19 protein-coding genes and 1 pseudogene are annotated in these 19,144 nt (G+C 65.5%); 5 read left to right on the top strand and 15 right to left on the bottom strand.

All coding sequences use genetic code 11. The features are described 5' to 3' along the window. Window positions 1-177 precede the first annotated feature (177 nt). Complete coding sequence (locus PHP91_RS04420; RefSeq protein WP_300137431.1) at window positions 178-1,227, top strand: OmpA family protein; 1,050 nt, start codon at window positions 178-180, stop codon at window positions 1,225-1,227. A 126-nt stretch (window positions 1,228-1,353) separates the two neighbouring features. Next, entirely contained in the window at window positions 1,354-1,848 is a 495-nt protein-coding gene (locus PHP91_RS04415; protein ID WP_300137429.1) for a hypothetical protein, read from the top strand. A gap of 187 nt (window positions 1,849-2,035) precedes the next feature. On the opposite strand, the gene PHP91_RS04410 is transcribed toward PHP91_RS04415, so the two are convergent. From PHP91_RS04410 to rbr, 6 genes and pseudogenes are all read right to left on the bottom strand, one after another. Further along, on the bottom strand, window positions 2,036-2,824 hold the full coding sequence (locus PHP91_RS04410; RefSeq protein ID WP_300137426.1) for a transporter substrate-binding domain-containing protein: 789 nt from the start codon (window positions 2,822-2,824) through the stop codon (window positions 2,036-2,038). A gap of 203 nt (window positions 2,825-3,027) precedes the next feature. Continuing rightward, entirely contained in the window at window positions 3,028-4,233 is a 1,206-nt protein-coding gene (locus PHP91_RS04405; protein ID WP_300137423.1) for a flavodoxin domain-containing protein, read from the bottom strand. Window positions 4,234-4,320: 87 nt separating this feature from the next. After that, a complete protein-coding gene (gene rd / locus PHP91_RS04400) occupies window positions 4,321-4,482 on the bottom strand; it encodes a rubredoxin (RefSeq protein WP_300137551.1) in 162 nt (53 codons plus the stop codon). 120 nt (window positions 4,483-4,602) lie between these two features. Continuing rightward, window positions 4,603-4,749: pseudogene (locus PHP91_RS04395) on the bottom strand (rubredoxin); the annotation flags it as partial. A 94-nt stretch (window positions 4,750-4,843) separates the two neighbouring features. Further along, window positions 4,844-5,233: a desulfoferrodoxin gene (locus PHP91_RS04390; protein WP_300137420.1), complete on the bottom strand. Its 390-nt coding sequence runs from the start codon at window positions 5,231-5,233 to the stop codon at window positions 4,844-4,846. A gap of 24 nt (window positions 5,234-5,257) precedes the next feature. Continuing rightward, a complete protein-coding gene (gene rbr / locus PHP91_RS04385; RefSeq protein ID WP_300137417.1) occupies window positions 5,258-5,830 on the bottom strand; it encodes a rubrerythrin in 573 nt (190 codons plus the stop codon). A 413-nt stretch (window positions 5,831-6,243) separates the two neighbouring features. Here rbr and PHP91_RS04380 point away from each other — a divergent pair, with 413 nt between their 5' ends. Together PHP91_RS04380 and PHP91_RS04375 are read left to right on the top strand one after the other, a co-directional pair. Continuing rightward, a complete protein-coding gene (locus PHP91_RS04380) occupies window positions 6,244-6,801 on the top strand; it encodes a NapC/NirT family cytochrome c (RefSeq protein ID WP_300137414.1) in 558 nt (185 codons plus the stop codon). 26 nt (window positions 6,802-6,827) lie between these two features. Further along, on the top strand, window positions 6,828-8,213 hold the full coding sequence (locus PHP91_RS04375; protein WP_300137411.1) for a multiheme c-type cytochrome: 1,386 nt from the start codon (window positions 6,828-6,830) through the stop codon (window positions 8,211-8,213). Between the two features lie 87 nt (window positions 8,214-8,300). On the opposite strand, the gene PHP91_RS04370 is transcribed toward PHP91_RS04375, so the two are convergent. The 7 genes from PHP91_RS04370 to PHP91_RS04340 all read right to left on the bottom strand — a co-directional run bounded on the left by PHP91_RS04370 (window position 8,301) and on the right by PHP91_RS04340 (window position 17,687). Further along, complete coding sequence (locus PHP91_RS04370) at window positions 8,301-8,699, bottom strand: transcriptional repressor (protein WP_300137409.1); 399 nt, start codon at window positions 8,697-8,699, stop codon at window positions 8,301-8,303. Between the two features lie 247 nt (window positions 8,700-8,946). Further along, window positions 8,947-10,962 carry a methyl-accepting chemotaxis protein gene (locus PHP91_RS04365; RefSeq protein WP_300137406.1) on the bottom strand — a complete coding sequence of 672 codons (2,016 nt, stop codon included), beginning with the start codon at window positions 10,960-10,962 and terminating at the stop codon, window positions 8,947-8,949. Between the two features lie 9 nt (window positions 10,963-10,971). Next, a complete protein-coding gene (locus PHP91_RS04360) occupies window positions 10,972-11,385 on the bottom strand; it encodes a cytochrome c family protein (RefSeq protein ID WP_300137548.1) in 414 nt (137 codons plus the stop codon). Between the two features lie 198 nt (window positions 11,386-11,583). Next, on the bottom strand, window positions 11,584-14,580 hold the full coding sequence (locus PHP91_RS04355) for an AIR synthase-related protein (RefSeq protein WP_300137403.1): 2,997 nt from the start codon (window positions 14,578-14,580) through the stop codon (window positions 11,584-11,586). 64 nt (window positions 14,581-14,644) lie between these two features. After that, window positions 14,645-15,613 (bottom strand): polyprenyl synthetase family protein, encoded by a 969-nt coding sequence (locus PHP91_RS04350; protein ID WP_300137400.1) that lies wholly within the window; start codon window positions 15,611-15,613, stop codon window positions 14,645-14,647. 42 nt (window positions 15,614-15,655) lie between these two features. After that, window positions 15,656-16,354, bottom strand: a complete 699-nt coding sequence (gene mqnB / locus PHP91_RS04345; RefSeq protein WP_300137397.1) for a futalosine hydrolase — start codon at window positions 16,352-16,354, stop codon at window positions 15,656-15,658. Between the two features lie 10 nt (window positions 16,355-16,364). Continuing rightward, the gene (locus tag PHP91_RS04340; protein WP_300137394.1) at window positions 16,365-17,687 is read right to left on the bottom strand and encodes a nucleotide sugar dehydrogenase; all 1,323 of its coding nucleotides are present in this window, start codon (window positions 17,685-17,687) and stop codon (window positions 16,365-16,367) included. Window positions 17,688-17,755: 68 nt separating this feature from the next. On the opposite strand from PHP91_RS04340, the gene PHP91_RS04335 reads away from it, so the two are divergent. Next, complete coding sequence (locus tag PHP91_RS04335; RefSeq protein ID WP_300137391.1) at window positions 17,756-17,962, top strand: DUF2065 domain-containing protein; 207 nt, start codon at window positions 17,756-17,758, stop codon at window positions 17,960-17,962. Window positions 17,963-17,980: 18 nt separating this feature from the next. Here PHP91_RS04335 and PHP91_RS04330 read toward each other — a convergent pair whose 3' ends face one another. After that, window positions 17,981-18,745 (bottom strand): ubiquinone/menaquinone biosynthesis methyltransferase, encoded by a 765-nt coding sequence (locus tag PHP91_RS04330; RefSeq protein ID WP_300137389.1) that lies wholly within the window; start codon window positions 18,743-18,745, stop codon window positions 17,981-17,983. Beyond that, window positions 18,746-18,955, bottom strand: a complete 210-nt coding sequence (locus PHP91_RS04325; RefSeq protein ID WP_300137386.1) for a hypothetical protein — start codon at window positions 18,953-18,955, stop codon at window positions 18,746-18,748. Between the last annotated feature and the right edge of the window lie 189 nt (window positions 18,956-19,144).

Here is a 19,144-nt window from a genome sequence, read left to right as displayed (position 1 = left end):
TCGGGCGGAGGACGCAACCCGCGCCTTCCGGTAACTCCCCGCCGGACATGCGAAATCCTATTCACATTCTAACTCGAAGAGGCTTGCGCCCTCCTTCGGGGTCGCGTATATTGATTCACTGTAAGGTCAATCTGGCTTCTCCCCCAACCGGTCAACCCATAATTAAGGAGTGTACCCATGAAGCTGACCAGTAAAACCCTCTTGCTGACCCTGGCGGCGATGCTGACGCTTTCTTTCGCCCTTGCGGCCCCGGCCAGCGCCAAGATGGTCAAAAAGGCAGACAATTTCATTTTCTTCCTCGACCAGTCCGGTTCCATGGCCATGAAGTACAACGGCAATGGCGACCGCAAGATCGACATGGCCCTGTCCACCATGAAAGCCATGAACCAGGCCATCCCGGCCCTCGACTACACCGCGGGCATGTTCCTGTTCGCCCCCTTCGAGGCCAAGGCCCAGCCCGGCGCGTACAACAAGGCCGCCATGGCCAAGGTCATTGACGGCGTGGCCACCGACTTCGACATCTTCAACCGCAAGACGCCCATGGGCAACGGCCTCATGGACCTCGACCCGGTCCTCTCCGGCCTGTCCGGCAAGACCGCTCTGATCATCTTCACCGACGGCAACTCCAACATCGGCGCCGACCCCGTGGCCCAGGCCAAGGCTCTCTACGCCAAGTACGGCGACAAGCTGTGCATCCACATCGTCAGCTATGCCGACGTGGCCCGCGGCCAGATGATCATCGACCAGATCCGCGCCCTGTCCTCCTGCACCGTCGTGGCCGACTACGCCTCCCTGGCCGCAGCCGGCGCCATGGACAAGTACGCCAAGGACGTCTTCTACGAGGAAGTCGCCGACGCCCCGGCCCCGGCTCCCGCCCCGGCCCCGGTCGCCGTGCCGAGCATCTCCTTCAACCTGCACTTCGGCTTCGACAAGTACCAGCTCACCGATGAGATGATCCCGGTCCTGGAAGAGGCCAAGGCCATCCTGGACGAGTACCCGAACGCCTCCTTCGAAGTGGCCGGCCACACCGACTCCACCGGCGCCGAGGCCTACAACCAGGGCCTGTCCGAACGCCGCGCCGCTTCCGTGCACGACTGGCTCGCGGCCCACGGCATCGACGCCAAGCGCCTCGAATCCAAGGGTTACGGCGAGCTCGCGCCCAAGTACGACAACGCGACCCGCGAAGGCCGCAAGCTCAACCGCAGGGTTGATATCCTGAACAAGTAAGGCTACAGTCGATACCGGCCGGGCGGCGCTCCGCCGCCCGGCCCATTCGGCTGCCGATATTTCGCGGCCGATCCCAGGCGGCCATGTGCCGCCGATGCCGGACAATCCGGCCGGAGGACGCCACCCATGAAACACCTGCTCATCGCCGTCGTGGCCGCGCTGGCCCTTGCCGCCCTGCCCGCCCTGGCCGCCGATCCCGCCGCCTCGGTGGACCTCGCCGCCATCGAACCTGGCCGGGCCCCCGCGCCGGTCAATTCGGCCACCATCCCGGCCTACCTGGACGAGGACCTGGCCAGCAAATACGCGGACTTTTCCCGCTTCGCCAAGGCCTGGATCCGCACCAGCAACCAGCACCACGTCCTGTCCAGGAATCGCATGCAGATTCGGCAGGAGGCGGACGGCACCTACAGCGCCATCTACCACCGAAGCGACGAGAACGACATGGTCTGCACGGTCAAGAAAAGCACGTCCGGCATCTATACCGCCATCCTCCGCTACAAGGAAATCATCTACAAGAGCATCGCGGCCTCGCCGCAGGCCTGCCGCGCCGCCGAGTTCCTCCCCTCCCTGGTCAACCGGCGCATCCGCATCTTCAAGCTCAAGGGCAATAGCTGGGAATAGCCCGCCGAACCAACTCGGACAACGATGAAAGCGGACTACGGCCCGCTTTTTTTGTCGGCAGGGCCAGCCGCCCCGGCCGGCAGGCAAAGCCCGCAACGCCTGCGGGGCGCGCACTGCGGCCGACTGGTTCGGTTCGAAGGGCTTTTCGGTGGGGGAGGAAAGGGAAAGGCGCGCCCCGGCGGACCGGCTAGCCGTCGGCCCCGTTCATGTGCACCGGGCAGGTCATCGGGCAGGCCATCCCGCCCAACTCGTTCTCCATCTCCCGCTGAATCTGGACCATCCTCCCTTCGCGCTGCATGTCGCGCAGGACGCGGTCGAGGCGGGGAACAAGGTCGGCGTGCCGCTTGTGCAGGTAGTGGTACATGGGATTGAAGGCCAGGGGCGGCTGGAGCAGCCGGATCGCCTTCAGGTCCAGGGAGCGCAGGGAGGGCAGAACGTCGAGATACTCCACCACCGCCACGTCGATCCGGCAGTTGGTCAGCATGTTGAAGAGCTTGGCGTAATCCGAGACCAGGGTCCGGTTCATGTTCATGGTCATCTTGTCCACAAACTTGTACCCGAGCACCGCGCCGATCCGGTATTGGGCCAGTGCGCCCCAGGAAGCGACGTACGGAACGCCGTCCTTCCGGACGAAGGCCACCACGCGGTTGGTGTAGAGCGAGGTCGGGACCCGAATGAGATTGGGGCATCGCGGCTCGATGACCGGGACCCGGCCCGCCTCGCCGTCCACCCGGCCCTGGTTGGCCATGACCAGAGCACGCTCGGCCGGGACCTCCAAAAAGGCGGCCTCATAGCCCAGCCGGGCATAGGCTTCCTTCAGAATCCGCCCGAACAACCGGCTCATTCCCCGCGATTCGAAGGTGGAAAAGACCAGGATAGGCATCCCGTCCGGATCGTCCGGCCCGGACGATCGCGGCTCCGCCGACGACGCGGCCGCCGATACAAGGATGAGTGCGAGCAGGACCGCGGCGGCCATTCCGCCCTCGCGACGCCGCGGCGATCTCGTCATCACGCGCATTCCCGTTCCTCCCTTCCGCCGTTTCGGGAAAAAACTATCTTCTGTCCAGACATTCATACATGACCGGCCAGGCGGCGTCATCCCTCCTGCCGCGCCTGCCGCAAAAAAACGGCCCGGCCCCCATGGGAACCGGGCCGCGGCAATGACGCGCGGGAGCCCGACTAGGCGAGCTTCGCCTTGATGGCGGCGGCGATGGCCTTGCCCTGGTCGAAGCACTTGCCGAGGATCTCGTGATCCGGCACGTGCTTGACCTTCACGCCCTCCAGGACCTCCATGCCGCAATCCTCAAGCCACTGGTTGAGAATCTTGACGCACTCGCCGGACCAGCCGAAGGAGCCGACGGCCGAGCCGATCTTGTTCTGAGGCCGCAACCCCTTCATGTAGGTCAGCATGTCGGCCATGAGCGGGAGGATGCCGTTGTTGTGCGTGGGCGAGCCCACGATGACGGCGGCGGCGTCGCGGATTTCACTCATGACGTCGGAGTGGTGATTGTTCTTCATGCACATGACGCGCACGGAAACGCCCTCCTCGGCCAGGCCCGAGGCCACGGCCAGGGCCATTTTCTCGGTGGAGTGCCACATGGTGTCGTAGACGATGACCGCCTTGTTCTTCGGCTTCTGCTCGGCGAACTCGCGGTATTTCTCCATGGCCCACTTGCAGTCCTCGGCGCCCCGGAAGATGAGGCCGTGGTCCGGGCAGACCATGTCGATGTCGAGCTTCAGCTCCTCGATGGTGCCGAGCAGCTTGAGGACCACCGGGGAATACGGCAGCACGATGTTGGCGTAGTACTCGCCCATGAGCCGCTCCAGGGTGGAGCGGTCCACCTGGTCGGCGAAGCGCTCGCTGGTGGCCCAGTTCTGGCCGAAGGCGTCGTTGGTGAAGACGATCTTGTCCTCCGGGCAATAGGTCAGCATGGAATCCGGCCAGTGGAGCATGCGCGCCTCGATGAACTTGAGGGTGCGCTTGCCCAGGGAGATTTCCGTGCCGGTGGGGACGACCTCCACGGGCCAGTCCTTGTAGTGGAAATGGGCGTCCATGGCCTTCTGGCCCATGGGCGAGACGTAGATTTTCTCGGGCTGGTACTTGGCCACGGCCAGGGCCAGGGAACCGGCGTGATCCGGCTCCAGGTGGTTGATGACGAAATAGTCGATCTTCTCGCCGGGCTTGAGCACCTGGGCCACGTTGCACTGGAGGGTGCCCCAGAACTCCTCGGCCACGGTGTCGACCAGGGCGATCTTCTCGTCCTTGATCAGGTAGTTGTTGTAGGTGGTTCCCTTGTGCGACAGGGAATAGCCGTGGAAGCTGCGGCGGTTCCAGTCCACCGCACCGGTCCAGTAGATGCCGTCTTTGATTTCGCAGGGTTTCATCGGGGTCTCCGCTTTGGGGGGTCGGCGGGTTTGGAAAAAAAAGGAGGCGCGATGGGTTCGCGCCTCGTCCGGGCCGGCCGGTTTCAGTTATTCCTCGGGCGAGAAGCTGTCCTTGTCCGCGCCGCAAACGGGGCAGGTCCAATCGGCGGGGACGTCTTCCCAGGCGGTGCCGGGAGCCACGTCGTTGTCGGGATCGCCCACGGCGGGGTCGTACACATAGCCACAAACATCACAGACATATTTTTTCATGGGGTTCGTCTCCTTTCGTTCCAGTTTCGCAGTCTCTGCCCCCGCTGTCAACTTGGCGGAGTCGGTCTCCACCGGAAGTTCACAGTCCGCCTTGGTCGAGCCCGGCCCGGCCAGGGGGCGGAAGCATTTCTTGGTCCCGCCGCAGATGGGGCAGCGCCAGTCGTCCGGAAGGTCCTCGAACTTGACGCCCTTGGGAATCTTGCCCTTCCGGTCGCCCTTGTCCGGGTTGTAAATGTAGCCGCAGTTCACGGTCTGGCATTGCCACATGTCTTCGGGTCTCGCCATGGTGTTCCTCCGGGGATCGGAAAAAAGGGGCGGGCACCAGCCCGCCCCTCATGGATGGTTTTGCTCGGTGCGGGGCCTAGGCCGAAGCCTTCCAGAGCCCGTGCAGGTTGCAGTACTCGCGCGCCACCATGGGGCCGTTCAGGCCGCAGACGCAGAAGGTGGCCTCGGGTTTTTCGCCCGGCTGGAGCATCTTGGTCAAGACCACGTCGCCCACCTGGAGCTCGATCCACTCGATGTAGTGCTTCTCCTCCATGGGATGGGGCACGGAGCCGACCTTGACGGTGACCTTGTCGCCGTCCTTCTCGATGACCGGGACGTGCTTTTCCTTGGCGGCGTCAACGGTGTTCTCGGACATGAGCTTCATGTCCTGGCCGCAGCAGACGAGCGTTCCCCCGCCCTCATGGATGGTCATGACGATGTTGCCGCAGACTTCACATTTGTAAACTTCACCCAATTTGATAGCCATCTGTTCTCTCCTTCGGGATGGTGTTTACCAGTTGGTGTCCTTGATCTCGAAATGCGCCTGGGGATGATCGCAGGCCGGGCACTTGACCGGGGCCGTGGTCCCCTTGTGGTTGTATCCGCAGTTCTGGCAGCGCCAGACGATCTCCTCGTCCTTCTTGAAGACGCGGTCGTTCTCGATGTTGGCGATGAGGGATTTGTAGCGCTCCTCGTGGTAGCGCTCGGCCACGGCGATGTTCTCCATGACCGCCGCGATCTCGTTGAAACCCTCGGAGCGGGCGACCTTGGCGAAATCGGGGTACATCTCGGTGTACTCCTCATGTTCGCCCGCGGCCGCGGCCTTGAGGTTCTCAAGGGTGGTGCCGATCACGCCGACCGGGAAGGTGCCGACGACCTCGGCGGTCCCGCCGGGCATGAACTTGAAGAGTCGTTTGGCGTGCTCCTTCTCGTGGCCGGCGGTCTCCTCGAAAATCTTGGAAATCTGCACGTAGCCCTCATTCTTGGCCACGCTGGCCCAGTAGGTGTACTTGTTGCGGGCCTGAGACTCGCCGATGAAGGCGTACAAAAGGTTCTTCTCGGTCTGCGATCCTTTCAAAGACATGGATTTCCTCCTGGTGTGTGTCGGTTGTCGGCCGTGGGTTGTCGCCCCATCCCTTCCATACCAGATACCGGCGGAAAGTACATCGGGCGGCCGTGTCATTTATATTATTAACCACCGGCCAAAAGTCAAATCAACGAATTTTGCGAGTTACGCGCAATGTGAGAATCATTCCTACTTATAGCAGGCCGGACTGTCAAGGAAGAAAATAAGACCGGATACGGAAAAGGCAATCGCCGGCGCGGAGCGGGGCCGACCGCACCCGGCGGCGGGCCCATGCCGAGCTTGCGGCCGAAACGTCCATGTTATTTTTTCCCGAATCCGGTTTACAGGAAAACTGCCGCCAAGTTATGGTTAATGCCAAACACCGGACTCCGCCGGGGGGCGCGGGCCGGGGGAAAACAGAGGGAGGAAGCATGAAACGCGGCGTCAAATCCATGCTGCTCGTTGGCATCGGCATCCTGCTGGCCTTTCCCATCTTCAGCATGACCTATTACACCATGGTCAGGACCTCGACCCCGGAATTCTGCTCCTCCTGCCACGAGATCCGCCCAGCCTTCGGCGCCTGGCGGACCTCCACCCACGCCAACAACGCCCAGGGCATCGTGGCCGACTGCATGGACTGCCACCTGCCCGCGCCACAGGACACCTTCGACTTCTTCTACGCCAAGACCCTGCACGGGATAAAGGACGTGGTCTCCCACTTCACCGGCGGGGACGAGCGGTATGACCGCGCGGCCATGCGCGGCCGGGTCTATGCCGAGCTGGACAACAGCCAGTGCATGAAGTGCCACCGCAACATCCTCTACCTGCCGCAGCGCCGGGGGGCCATGCTCGCCCACCGCCAGGTCCTATACCCCCGGCCGGGGCACGCCTACCGCTGCACGGACTGCCACTCCAACCTGGTCCACGTCGACGTGACCTTCTACAAGTACAAGCAACTGTCCGCGCCCTACCGGGCGCCGGGCCTGTAATCATCCGATCCCACGGGAGGTGCTGCATGAGGACGAGAATCTTTGTGACGGTCGTGGCCGCGGCGCTGGTCGCGCTGGCCTCCATCCCCGCCCCGGCGGCGGACAATTTCCCCAAACAGCGGGAGTTCCGCATCGAGCGCGGCATGCCGGAGCAGGCCAAGGCCTGCGTGGTCTGCCACCAGCAGGCCACCCCCGGCATCTTCGCCGACTGGGCCATGAGCCGCCACGCCGCGGCCAACATCACCTGCCTGGACTGCCACCAGGCCCTGCCCACGGACCAGGACATCGCCACCGGGCACGAGCAGTACTACTCGCGCGGGGACCTGCCCATGGGCGAAAAACAGTACTTCATCCCCGTGGCCTCGGCCGTGACGCCCAAGGACTGCTCGCGCTGCCACCCCGACGAGGCCAGGCAGTATTCCGTGAGCAAGCACGCCAACACCATCGAGATCATGTGGAAGCTCGACCCCTGGCTGAACAAGGGCATGAACTCGGCCGTGGAGCGCCAGACCGGGTGTTACTACTGTCACGGCACCATCCTGAAGATCAAGGACGGCAAGCTCGACCCGGCCACCTGGCCCAACGTGGGCGTAGGCCGCCGCAATCTGGACGGCAGCCTGGGCAGTTGCACCAGTTGCCACACCCGCCACCGCTTCTCGGTCATGGAGGCGCGCAAGCCCGAGACCTGCGGCCAGTGCCACCTCGGCCCGGACCACCCGCAGATCGAAATCTATTCCGAGTCCAAGCACGGCGACATCTACAAGGCCTTCGGCAACCAGTACAACTGGGACGCCGCGCCCGGCACCTGGACCGCCGGGGTGGATTACCGCTCGCCCACCTGCGCCGCCTGCCACATGTCCGGCGCGGGCAAGGTGGCCACCACCCACGATGTGACCGAGCGCCTTTCCTGGGAAACCCAGGCCCCGCTGACCGTGCGGCCGCAGGACTTCAAGCCCCTGCCCGCCAAGACCGACTGGCAGTCCGAGCGCGCCAAGATGCAGCAGATCTGCTACCAGTGCCACGGCAAGGCCTGGGTCGAAGGGTTCTACACAGACTTCGACAAGGCGGTGGAGGAGTACAACGAGGTCTACTACAAGCCCGCCAAGGCCATGCTCGACCAGCTCTATGACAAGGGAGCGCTCGACAAGACCAGGTACTTCGACGAGGCGCTGGAGGTGGAGTTCTACGAGCTGTGGCACCACGAGGGACGCCGGGCGCGCATGGGCGCCATGATGATGGCCCCGGACTACGCCTGGTGGCACGGCTTCTATGAATGCAAGCACCGCTACAATCGGTTCATGGAGGAGGCCCGCCACCTCATCGAGACCGGGCAGAAGGCGTACCGCTACCCCGACTTCCCCGGGGCCACCGGCGACACCACACGCCCGCCCGAGTTCTTCCCCAAGCAGTAACCGGCGAGCGTCCGGGAAAGGACACAAAACAAGGCCGGGCGTCCCGACGGGACGCCCGGCCTCCTGCTTTCCGGACCGACGAACCGGCTACTGCCGGATCTTCTGGCACTGCGGGCAGATGCCCACGAATTCGATGTTGGTGGCGTGGATGGTGTACCCTGCCGCGCACTCGGCCGGGATCTCGGGCACCTCGATCTCGCACTCCACGTCGGCCACGGCCGTGCACACGGCGCAACGGATGTGCGGGTGCGGCTCGGGCGTGCCGTCAAACCGTTTCTGCGCGCCGGGCGCGCCCAGCTTGAGGACGAGCCCCTTGCTGCACAGAAACTCCAGGTTGCGATAGACCGTCCCCAGGCTGATGCGGGGAATGATCTTGCGCACCATGTCGTAGACCTCATCCGCCGTGGGATGCGTCTTCACTTTCCTCAGTTCTTCCAAAATGACCTTGCGCTGCTTGGACAGCCGGAATCCCATGTCGGAAGTCATAGGTCAACCTCCATTATCAAAAAATGATAACCATTATTATTCGCTTTGCCGCTCAAAGTCAAGCGGATTCGAAGCCCGACGTGCGAGGCATTCCCTCCCCGGGAAATGCCTTGTCCTACCGCAGTTTCCCACTCACCGCAAACGGTAAGTTTGCCAGGCGGTTTCATTGGGGAAAACCTGTCTTTGGCATAAAAAGAGGCGGCCCGGCATGGTTGCCGGGCCGCCCTGCTTGCGTCGTTTTCGTCCCCTAGCTGCGGAACTTGGCCACCAGGGTGGTCAGGTCCTGGGCCAGGCGGGACACTTCCTGGATGCTCTCGTTGGACTCGCGGATGCCGCTCAGCACTTCCTGTGAGAGCTCGTTGATGTGCGTGACCGAGGTGTTGATCTCGTCCGAGGTGGACGACTGCTGCTCGGCCGCGGTGGCGATGCCGCGCACCATGTCGGCGATGGCGTTGGAGTGGCCCACGATCTCGTCCAGGACCCCGCCCGCCTCGCGGGCCATGCCCGAGGTGTTGAGAACGCGCTCCTTGGCCGTGTCCATCTCGCGCACCACGTCGGTGGTGGACTGCTGGATGAGCCGGATGGCCTCCTCGACCTCCTTGGTGGCGGTCATGGTCTTCTCGGCCAGCTTGCGCACCTCGTCGGCGACCACGGCGAACCCGCGCCCGGCCTCGCCCGCGCGGGCGGCCTCGATGGCCGCGTTGAGCGCCAGCAGGTTGGTCTGGTCCGCGATGTCGTTGATGACGGCCATGACCTGCCCGATGTTCTCCGCGCGGGAGGACAGGGAGGCCAGGGCCTTGGCCAGGTTCTCGGTGATCTCGGCCACGGAGTTGATCTCTTCCACGGTCCGGCCGACCACGGCGCCGCCGTCGGCGGCCACCTTGTTGGCCTGGGCCGAGGCGTCCGAGGTCTCGGCCGCGTTCTTGGCCACCTCAAGCACGGTGGCGTTCATCTCCTCCATGGCGGTGGCCACCTGGCCGGTCTGGTCGGCCGTGGTGTCCACGCCCCTTGCCAGATGCTGCATCTGCTCCGCCAGCAGGTCGGACGCCTCGTTGAGCTTGCTGGCCACTTCGGTGACCTCGTTGGCCACCACCAGCAGGTCCTGGCGCTGCTTTTCGATGTTCTTGCGGTCCTGCTCCTCGCGGGTCAGGTCGATGAGCACGCAGATGGCGCCCACGGAGCGGCCCTCGGCGTCGTGGAGGGGCGAGGCCTCAAAGTGCAGCGGGAAGACGGTGCCGTCCTGCCGCGCGAAGTGGAACTTGCCCGAGATGGACACGCCGCTGGCGATGACCTGGGCGGCGTCGCACTGATCGTCGCCCTCGTCGCACTCGAAGAGCTCGGCGACGGTGCGGCCCTTAACGGCATCGAGATCCAGCCCCATGATCTCCCTGAGCGGCGGGTTCACGAACTGGAGGCGCTGCTCGGCGTCGGTGACGAAAAGCGGCACCACGATGCCTTCGAGCACGCTCTTGTTGTATTGGAGCTGGTCCTTGATCTGGTCCACCATCTCGCCCAGGTAGCGGGACAGGGAGCCGAGCTCGTCGGAACCCTTGACCGCGAACCGGGCGTCCAGGTTGCCCTTGCTCACATCCTCGGCGGTGACGGCGATGGAGGTGATGCGGTTGACCACGTTGCGGCGCATGAACAGGATCAGCGCGGCCAGCAGGGCCACTACGCCGACCACCGAGATGCCCGCGGAACGGATCTGGTTGGTCTTGAGGGCGTCGAACTGCGGGCTGACGTCAACGGTCAGGACCATGGAGCCCAGAATCTTCCGGGTGCGGCCATGGCAGTGGTAGCAATTCGGCATGTTGGCGATGGACTTGACCTCGGCGAACTGCAACTTGCCGTCGATCTCCATGAGCCGCCCCTCGGAGATCATCTCCTTTTGGCTGCGCTCGATGAGGGCTGGCAGGCCGTTCTCGCCGCGCACCTTGCCGATGTTCTTGCGCACGGTCTTGGGATGGGTGGAGTAGGTGATCTCCCCCTTGTAGTCGGTCAGATAGGCCCCGATGTGCTTGTAGCGCTGGGTCATCTGGGTGAACTTGAGCTCGGTGCCCTCGTTGTCGCCCACGCTCATGGGGTCCTCGATGGCCATGTAGAGCAGGTCCGCCACTTCCTCGGACGCCTGGTGCACCGATTCCAGGGTGTTGCCGTAAGTGGAATAGGAATTGTAGATGAACAGGCCGGTGAAGGCGACAATGGTCAGGAGCGACGAAAGCAGGATGACTTTGATCCCGAGAGACTGTCGGATGAATTGCATGGCAGCCTCCTAGTGCGCGCCGCCGAAGAGCAGCGGCTTGAAGTCGAACGCGGCCACGCGCTCGGGATTATGGCAGACCTCGCAATCGGACAACTGCAACTTGCCCTTGATAAGTTCGGGGTCGCCGCCCGCCTCCACATGGTCGAATCCCGGCCCGTGGCAGGTCTCGCACCCGGCGTCGGCCATGGCGGGGGTTTCCTCGAAGCTGACGAAACCGCCCGGCTTGCCGAAGCCGGTCATGTGGCAGTGATAACACTCTTCCAGTTCCTGCTTGGTCAAGTCACCCGACATGAGCTTGACCGATTCGCCGGAATGGGCCTTTTTGGAGAATTTCTTGTAGTTGCCGTACTCCTTGTCATGACATTCGGCGCAGGCCTCGCTTCCGACGTATTGTCCGGAATTGGTCTTGCCCACGCCCGTCATGGCCACGCCGACGAGCACGGTTGCCAGAGACAGGGCCAGACAGCCCTTCAGCCAGAACGATCCCAACATGCACCACCCCCAGTACACGCAGTCAAATGATAAAGATGATTCCAGATACCGACGGAATCCGCCCCTCCAGTTTCGCTTCGTATAAACCCTTTTTCCAAATAGGTAAAGGCGGTTGCCGATTCGGCCCAGCTACCAGTTGAGCGGGGCCTTGAAGGCCTCGGCCAGCGCCTCCACCGGCTGCTCCAGGACCACGGCTCCGGCCGACTTCACGCGCAGGGCCGACCCCTCCGTCACCTCGCCGACGCAGGCCAGGACCTGCCCGGCGAACAGGGCCTCGAAGGCCTCCCGATTTGCAGCGGGAACGGCCGCCAGCAGGCGGCTGGCCGACTCGGCGTAGAGCTTGCCGGTGGCGTCCAGGCTGCCGACAGCGGGGACCTTGTCCAGGTCCACGTCCGCGCCCAGGCGGCCGCCGATGCACATCTCGGCCAGGGCCACGCCCAGGCCGCCGTCCGAGCAGTCGTGACAGGCGGCGATCAGCCCGGCCTGGGCGGCCCTGAACACGGCCCGATACCGCGCCTTGGCCGCCACCACGTCGACCTGGGGAACCTGCCCGCCCGAGAAACCGAGCTGGGCCGCCACCTCGCTGCCGCCGAACTCCGGCCGGGTCACGCCCAGCAGGTAGATGGCGTCGCCCGCCTGCTTGAAGTCGGAGGTCACGCACTTGTTCACGTCCGGCACCACGCCGATGACCGAGAACAGCACCGTGGGCGGAATGGAAATCTTGCGCCCGCCGCCCTTGTAGTCGTTCTTCATGGAGTCTTTGCCCGAGATGCACGGCACGCCGAAGCCCAGGCAGTAGTGGGCCAGGGCCTGGTTGGCCCGGACAAGCTGGGCCAGCTTGTAGCGCCCGTCGGGCGTGGACTCGGACTGAACCGGGTCGCACCAGCAGAAGTTGTCCACACCGGCCATGTAGTCCACGTCGCCGCCCACGGCCACGGCGTTGCGGATGCCCTCGTCGATGGCGTTGGCCATCATCCAGTAGGTGTCCAGGTCCGAGAACTGCGGGCAGATGCCGTGGGCGACCACCAGGCCGCGCTCGCGGGAGAGCTCGGGCCGGATGACGCCCGCGTCGGACGGGCCGTCGGCCTTGACGCCCACCATGGGCTTGACCGCGCTCTTGCCCTGGACCTCGTGGTCGTACTGACGCACCACGTATTCCTTGGAGCAGATGTTCAACCTGCCGAGCATGGCCCTGAGCAGCCCGCCCTGGTCGCTCACGGCGGGCGCGGGCTCGTCGGCCACGGCCGGGCGCTCCCACACGGCCTCAAGCTCCATCTGGGGCACGCCGTGGTGCAGGAACTCCATGTCCAGGCAGGTGACGATCTTTTCGCCGTACCTGACCAAGTAGCGGCCGGAGTCGGTGAAGGTGCCGAGCACGGTGGACTCCACGTCCATTTCGGCGGAAAGGTCCATGAATTCCTTGAGCTTGTCCTGGGGCACGGCCATGGTCATTCGCTCCTGGGCCTCGGAGATGAGGATTTCCCAGGGCCGCAGGCCGTCGTACTTGAGCGGGGCCTTGGCCAGGTCCATCTCAAACCCGCCGGAGTCCTCGGCCATCTCGCCCACCGAGGAGGACAGGCCGCCCGCCCCGTTGTCGGTGATGGCGTGGTAGAGCCCCCGGTCGCGCGCCCGCATCAGGAAGTCGTACATCTTGCGCTGGGTGATGGGGTCGCCGATCTGCACGGCCGTGGCCGGGCTGCCCTCGTGCAGCTCCTCGGACGAGAAGGTTGCGCCGTGGATGCCGTCCGCGCCGATGCGGCCGCCGGACATGACGATGGCGTCGCCGGCCTCGGCCTTCTTCTCGTAGGAAGGGTGGCCCGCCACGGTCACGGGCATGGTGCCGATGGTGCCGCAGTAGACCAGGGGCTTGCCCAGGTAGCGCTCGTCGAACACGATGGACCCGTTGACCGTGGGGATGCCCGACTTGTTGCCGCCGTGCTCCACGCCCTCGCGCACGCCCTCGAAGACGCGGCGCGGGTGCAGCAGCCGGGGCGGCAGCTCGCCCTCGAAGAACGGGGAGGCGAAGCAGAACACGTCGGTGTTGCACAGCAGGTTGGCGCCCATGCCCGTGCCCATGGGGTCGCGGTTGACGCCCACGATGCCGGTCAGGGCCCCGCCGTAGGGGTCGAGCGCCGAGGGGGAGTTGTGCGTCTCCATCTTGACGCAGACGTTGACGGTCTCGGAAAACTTGATGACGCCCGCGTTGTCCTTGAACACGGACAGGCAGTAGTCGCCGCCCTCGCGGGTGGCGGCGTTGCGCTCGCGCAGTTGTTTGGTGGAGCCCTGAATGAAGGTCTTGTACAGGCTGGAGAACCGCGCCTTCGCGCCCGTCTCCTTGTTTTCGTAATTGATTTTCGCGGAGAATATCTTGTGCTTGCAGTGCTCGGACCAGGTCTGGGCCAGGACCTCGATCTCGGCGTCCGTGGGGTCGGCCGAGAGGCCCATGGCCTCGCGCCCGGCGCGCACGGCCGGGTCTGCGTACCAGTCGCGGATGATGTGCAGCTCATTCAGCGACAGGGCCAGGGTGTTGGCCCGGGAGAAGTCCATCATCTCGGCATCGCTCATGGTGGAGAGCGGGATGACGGCCACCTCGTCGCTGGCCTTGCCGGTGACGCGGGCGGCCTTGGCCTCGAAGCCGGGGGCGGCGGCCCACTGGGCGGCGGACTTGAACTCGTAGCGCTGGATCAGCTCGTTGGCCAGCAGGTCGCGGGCGATGCGCAGGGCCCCGCCCTCGTCCATGGCGGCGGAGACCAGGTACTGGCGGGAGGTGTAGACCTTGACCCCTTCCAGCGCCTTCTTGCCCAGCCCGAGGGCCACGCCCAGGGTCTCGCGGGCGGTGCGGCCCTCGTTGTCGGTGACGCCGGGGCGGAAGCCGACCTCGATGATCCAGTCGAAGTCGCGGGCCAGCGGCGCGAGCGCGACCTCGTGCAGCACGGGGTCGTGCAGGGCGGCCCGCTCGATGGCCAGGTCCACCTGCTCGGGGCTCAGCCCCTCCAGCGTGTAGACGTTGACGATGCGCACACCGTCCACGTTCATGCCCAGTTCGCTCCGGATCTTGCGGGCGACTTTCTCGCCCAGCACGTCCCGCACGTTCTCCTTCAGGCCGACGACGACACGACACAGCATGGTCTTTCTCCTCGATCGCGTATGGAAAGCTGAATGGCCGGCCCGCCGGGGAGCCGGCCCGGAATCACTTGGTTCTGGTCAACACGAAGTCCGCGGCCTGCCGCAGCACGGTCACGGGTTCGCCCTCCCCCAGGGAGGACAGGGTGGCCTTGGCCCGCTCCACGAAGACGGCGGCCTCGGCCCGGGTCTTGTCCGCATGGCTCCCGGCGCGCACCCGGGCCAGCACGTCCTCGCACTGGGCCTCGGTCAGGCTCCGGTCGCGCAGGCCCGCGAGCAGCGCGTCGCGCCCGGCCCCGTCGTCCTCCTCCATGAGCAGGATGAGGGGCAGGGTGACCTTGCCCTCGCGCAGGTCGCCCCCCTCGGGCTTGCCGGTCTCGGACGTGGGCGAGGCGTAGTCCAGGGCGTCGTCCACCAGTTGGAAGGCGATGCCCAGGTTCAGGCCGTAGTCGCCCGCCGCGTCCTCCTGCTCCGGGGTGGCCCCGGCCAGGGCCGCGCCGCAGCGGCAGGCGCACTCGATGAGCCGCGCCGTCTTGCCGATGATGATGGCCATGTAGGTCTCGCGGTCCAGGGAGGGATTGCGGGAAAATTCGATCTCCTCGATCTCGCCCACGGCGGTCTCCATGATCCCCTTGGCCAGGAGCCAGGAGAGCCGGGCGTTGCCGTAGCGCGCGCCCATCTCGTTGGCCAGGGCGAGCAGCGCGTCGCCCGCCAGGATGGTCTCGGTGCGGCCGAAGCGGATGTGGGCCGCCACCCGGCCGCGCCGGAGCTCGGCGTCGTCCAGGTAGTCGTCGTGCAGCAGGGTGGCCGAGTGGAGCAGCTCCAGGGCGCAGGCGATGGCGTGGAAGTCGTCCGCCTTGTAGCCCAGGGCGCGGGCGAAGAGCAGGGTCAGCACCGGCCGGATGCGCTTGCCGCCCGAGCCGATGATGTGTTTGGCCACGTCCCTGACCAGTCCGTTGAGCTTGTCGGCCTCGGCGTCGAGGCAGGCGTTGATGCCGGGGAGTTCCCGTTCGAAGTAGCGCAGCAGGTCGTTCATATCAGTCCAGTATGGCCGTTTGCCCGTCGGAAGTAAAGGTTTCTACGCGCCGGAAAGGAGGTGCCGGACGCTGTTTCCCAGCGATTTCAGCGCTCCCCCCACGTCCCATTCGTCGGCGAACCGGGAGCCCGCCAGGTTGGAGATGGTCCGAAGCTCAAGGAAGGGCGCTCCCTTGCGCGCGGCGGCCAGGGCCAGGGCGAACCCCTCCATGTTCTCGATATCGGCGCTGTACGCCGTCTCCAGCCAGCCAGCCCGCTCCGCCGTGCCCGTCACCGAGGAGACGGTCACGGCCGAGGCGCGCGGCCAGTCCGCGGAAAGATGCAGCCCCATGCGGGCCGCGTCGTTGGTCGGGTTCAGGTCCACCCGGTCCCAGACAGGCTTGCCGCCGATGGTCTCCTGGGCGAAGCCGATGCCCCTGGCGTCCACCCCGCCGTCCTCGTTCAGCAGCCCGTACTCGGGCCAGATCTCGCGCCAGGCGTAGCAGGTGGAGGTAAGCGACAGCTCGCCCAGGCTGTAGACCCCGGCGATGCCCACGGCGACCAGGCCCTCCACGTCCGGCCGCTCCAGGAGCCGGCCGGCGTGCAGGGCCGCGTTGACCAGGCCCACGCCCGTGACGCAGAGCAGCAGCTCGCGCCCGGCCGTCCGGAATTCGACCTCCCGGCCCTGCTCCAGGGCCGGGGCCCCGGCATGGCCCAGGGCCGCGTGCATTTCCTTGTCCGTGGCGGCGACGAAGATCAACATGCGCCCGCCCCTACAGCCGCCACCAGGCGATGCCCGCGTCGTCCAGGGCCGCGCGGTCGAAGAATCCCTTCACGTCGATGACCAGGGCGGTGTCCGGGTCCGCGAACCAGGGCAGGATGGCCGCCGGGGTCAACGCCTTGTAGGCGTCGTGGCTCACGGCCAGGATGAGCGCATCCAGGCCGCGCATGTCGTCCAGGGCGCACAGCTCGACCCCCAGCTCCTCGCGCGCCTCCTCGGGATCGGCCATGGCGTCGTGCACCAGCACGTCCACGCCGTAGTCGAGGAGCTCCTCCACGATGTCCACCACGCGGGTGTTGCGCAGGTCTGGCACGTTCTCCTTGAAGGTCAGGCCGAGCACGCCCACGCGCGCCCCCTTGACCTTGCGGTCGCTTTGGATGAGCCGTTTGACCGTGGTCTCGGCCACATGCTTGCCCATGGAGTCGTTGATGGTCCGGCCCGCCAGGATGACCTGGGGGTGGAAGCCCATGGCCTCGGCCTTGAAGGTCAGGTAGTACGGGTCCACGCCGATGCAGTGGCCGCCCACCAGGCCGGGCCTGAACGGCAGGAAATTCCATTTGGTGCCCGAGGCCTCGAGCACGTCCAGGGTGTCGATGCCCATGCGGTCGAAGATCATGGCCAGCTCGTTCATGAGCGCGATGTTCAGGTCGCGCTGGGTGTTCTCGATGACCTTGGCCGCCTCGGCCGTGCGGATGTTCGGAGCCAGGTGCGTCCCGGCCTTGACCACCGAGCCGTAGACCGCCCGGAGCAGCTCGCCCGTGGCCTTGTCCTGCCCGGCCACGACCTTGGTGATGGTCTCCAGCCGGTGGACCTTGTCGCCGGGGTTGATGCGCTCGGGCGAGTATCCCACGGTGAAGTCCACGCCGCACTTGAGGCCGGACTCGCGCTCCAGGATGGGCACGCAGATCTCCTCGGTCAGGCCGGGGTAGACCGTGGACTCGTAGCAGACCACGCTGCCCCTGGTCAGGTGTTTGCCCACCGAGGTGCTGGCCCCGATGACCGGGCGCAGGTCCGGGTTGCGGTACTCGTCGATGGGCGTGGGCACGGCCACCAGGATGAGCCGCGTCCCGGCCAGGTCTGCCAGGTCGGCCGTGAAGGTCAGGTTCACGTCGTCGCCCACGGTGGAGAAATCCACCTCGCCCGTGCGGTCGATCCGCCGGTTCAGCTCGTCCACGCGCCGCCGCGACACGTCCACGCCCACCACCCGGAAGTGGCGGCCCAGCGCCACGGCCAGCGGGAGTCCGACATAGCCCAGGCCGACGATGGCCAGGGCGTCCTCCCCGCTCTTCAACGATTCGAACGTCACCATGCTCATATCTTCTATCCGTCTCCGTATTCTTTCTTCAAGTGGACACCGGCCGACATCCCGGCTATCACCGGACAATGAACATCGACTGGCCCCTTCTCATCGTGGCGGTGGGTCTCGCCCTGGTCTTCGAGGGCGTGCCCTACTTCCTGTTCGCCGAGCGCATGCCGCTCATGCTGCTCAAGCTGGCGGAGCAGCCGCCGAAATTTCTTCGCTTCATCGGCCTCGCGGCCATCATCCTGGGCCTGCTCGTCATCTCGCTGGGCCGTTCCCTGACCTTCTAGCGGCCCGGCCCGCGCAGACTACTTTTCGCCCGGTTTCCCGGCGGGCTTCTCGGCCACGTGCAGGTAGACGATGCCCGACATCATGGGCACGGCGTAGACCCGCTCGAACCCTGCGTCCAGCAGTTCGCGCGCCAGGGCGCGCTCGTCCGGGAAATGCTTGATGGTCTCGGCCAGGTAGCGGTACGCGCCGGGATCGCCGGAAATGTGGTCGCCGATGAACGGCAGCAGCCTGTCCAGGTAGAAGTTGTAAAGCCCCTTCCAGACCCGGCGGCTGCCCGTGCCGAACTCCAGGATGCACAGCCGCGCGCCCGGCCGCAGCACGCGCAGGAACTCCGCGTAGGCCTCCTCGCGCGGGAGGATGTTGCGGATGCCGAAGGCGATGGTGGCCGCGCCCATGGAGGCGTCGGGCAGGGGCAGGCAGCGGCCGTCCGCCTGGACCGGAAAGATTTTTTCCTCGCGCCCGTCCCTCAGCTTGCGCGCCTTGCCGTGGGTGAGCATGGGCAGGGCGAAGTCCAGGGCCGCCACCCGGCAGGCGGGATACTGGCGCATCAGCTCCACGGACACGTCCATGGTGCCGGCGGCCAGGTCGAGGATGGTCTCGCCCGGCGCGGGCCGGGCGGCCTTGGCCAGCCGGTAGCGCCAGTAGATGTCCTGGCATCCGCTCAGGGTGTGGTTGAGGAAGTCGTACCACCCGGCGATGCGGCCGAACATGGCCGCCACCCGCTTGCCGTGCTCGGCATGGGTGGTGGCCCCGGTGGCGGACTCGCACTGCGGTTTCGCCATCTACTCTTCCGTCTCCGGTTCGTCCATCTCGGCCAGCTCGGCCTCGCGCGAGCCGTCCCCGGCCGTCTCGCCGGAGATGGTGCGGATGATGTCCTTGTAGATGACGTCGAAATTCTGCCCGAAGTTGGCGGGCGAGATGCGCCCCACCTCGATGAATTTGATGACCACTTCCTTGGCCACCTGGAGCGCCTGCTTCTGGTATTTGTCCATCTGCTATCTCCCTGTCGTCAAAAGGAAAAAACCGCCCGGTGGGAAATGGCCTTGACCAACGCAGTCAGGGTTCCGGGCGGGAAAAGGAAAGAAACCGTAAAGCCCCTTTCTTTTTTTGCGGCATCAGTAGCACGGCCGGGCGCGGTTCGTCGAGCGCTTTGCGCCGGATTCGCCGGACCTTCGGCCGGG

Origin of the sequence: Pseudodesulfovibrio sp. (assembly GCF_028692895.1) — a bacterium.
Lineage (GTDB): Bacteria > Desulfobacterota > Desulfovibrionia > Desulfovibrionales > Desulfovibrionaceae > Pseudodesulfovibrio.
Note: the sequence above shows the minus strand (reverse complement) of the source record. Positions and strands in the feature narration are given on the sequence as shown.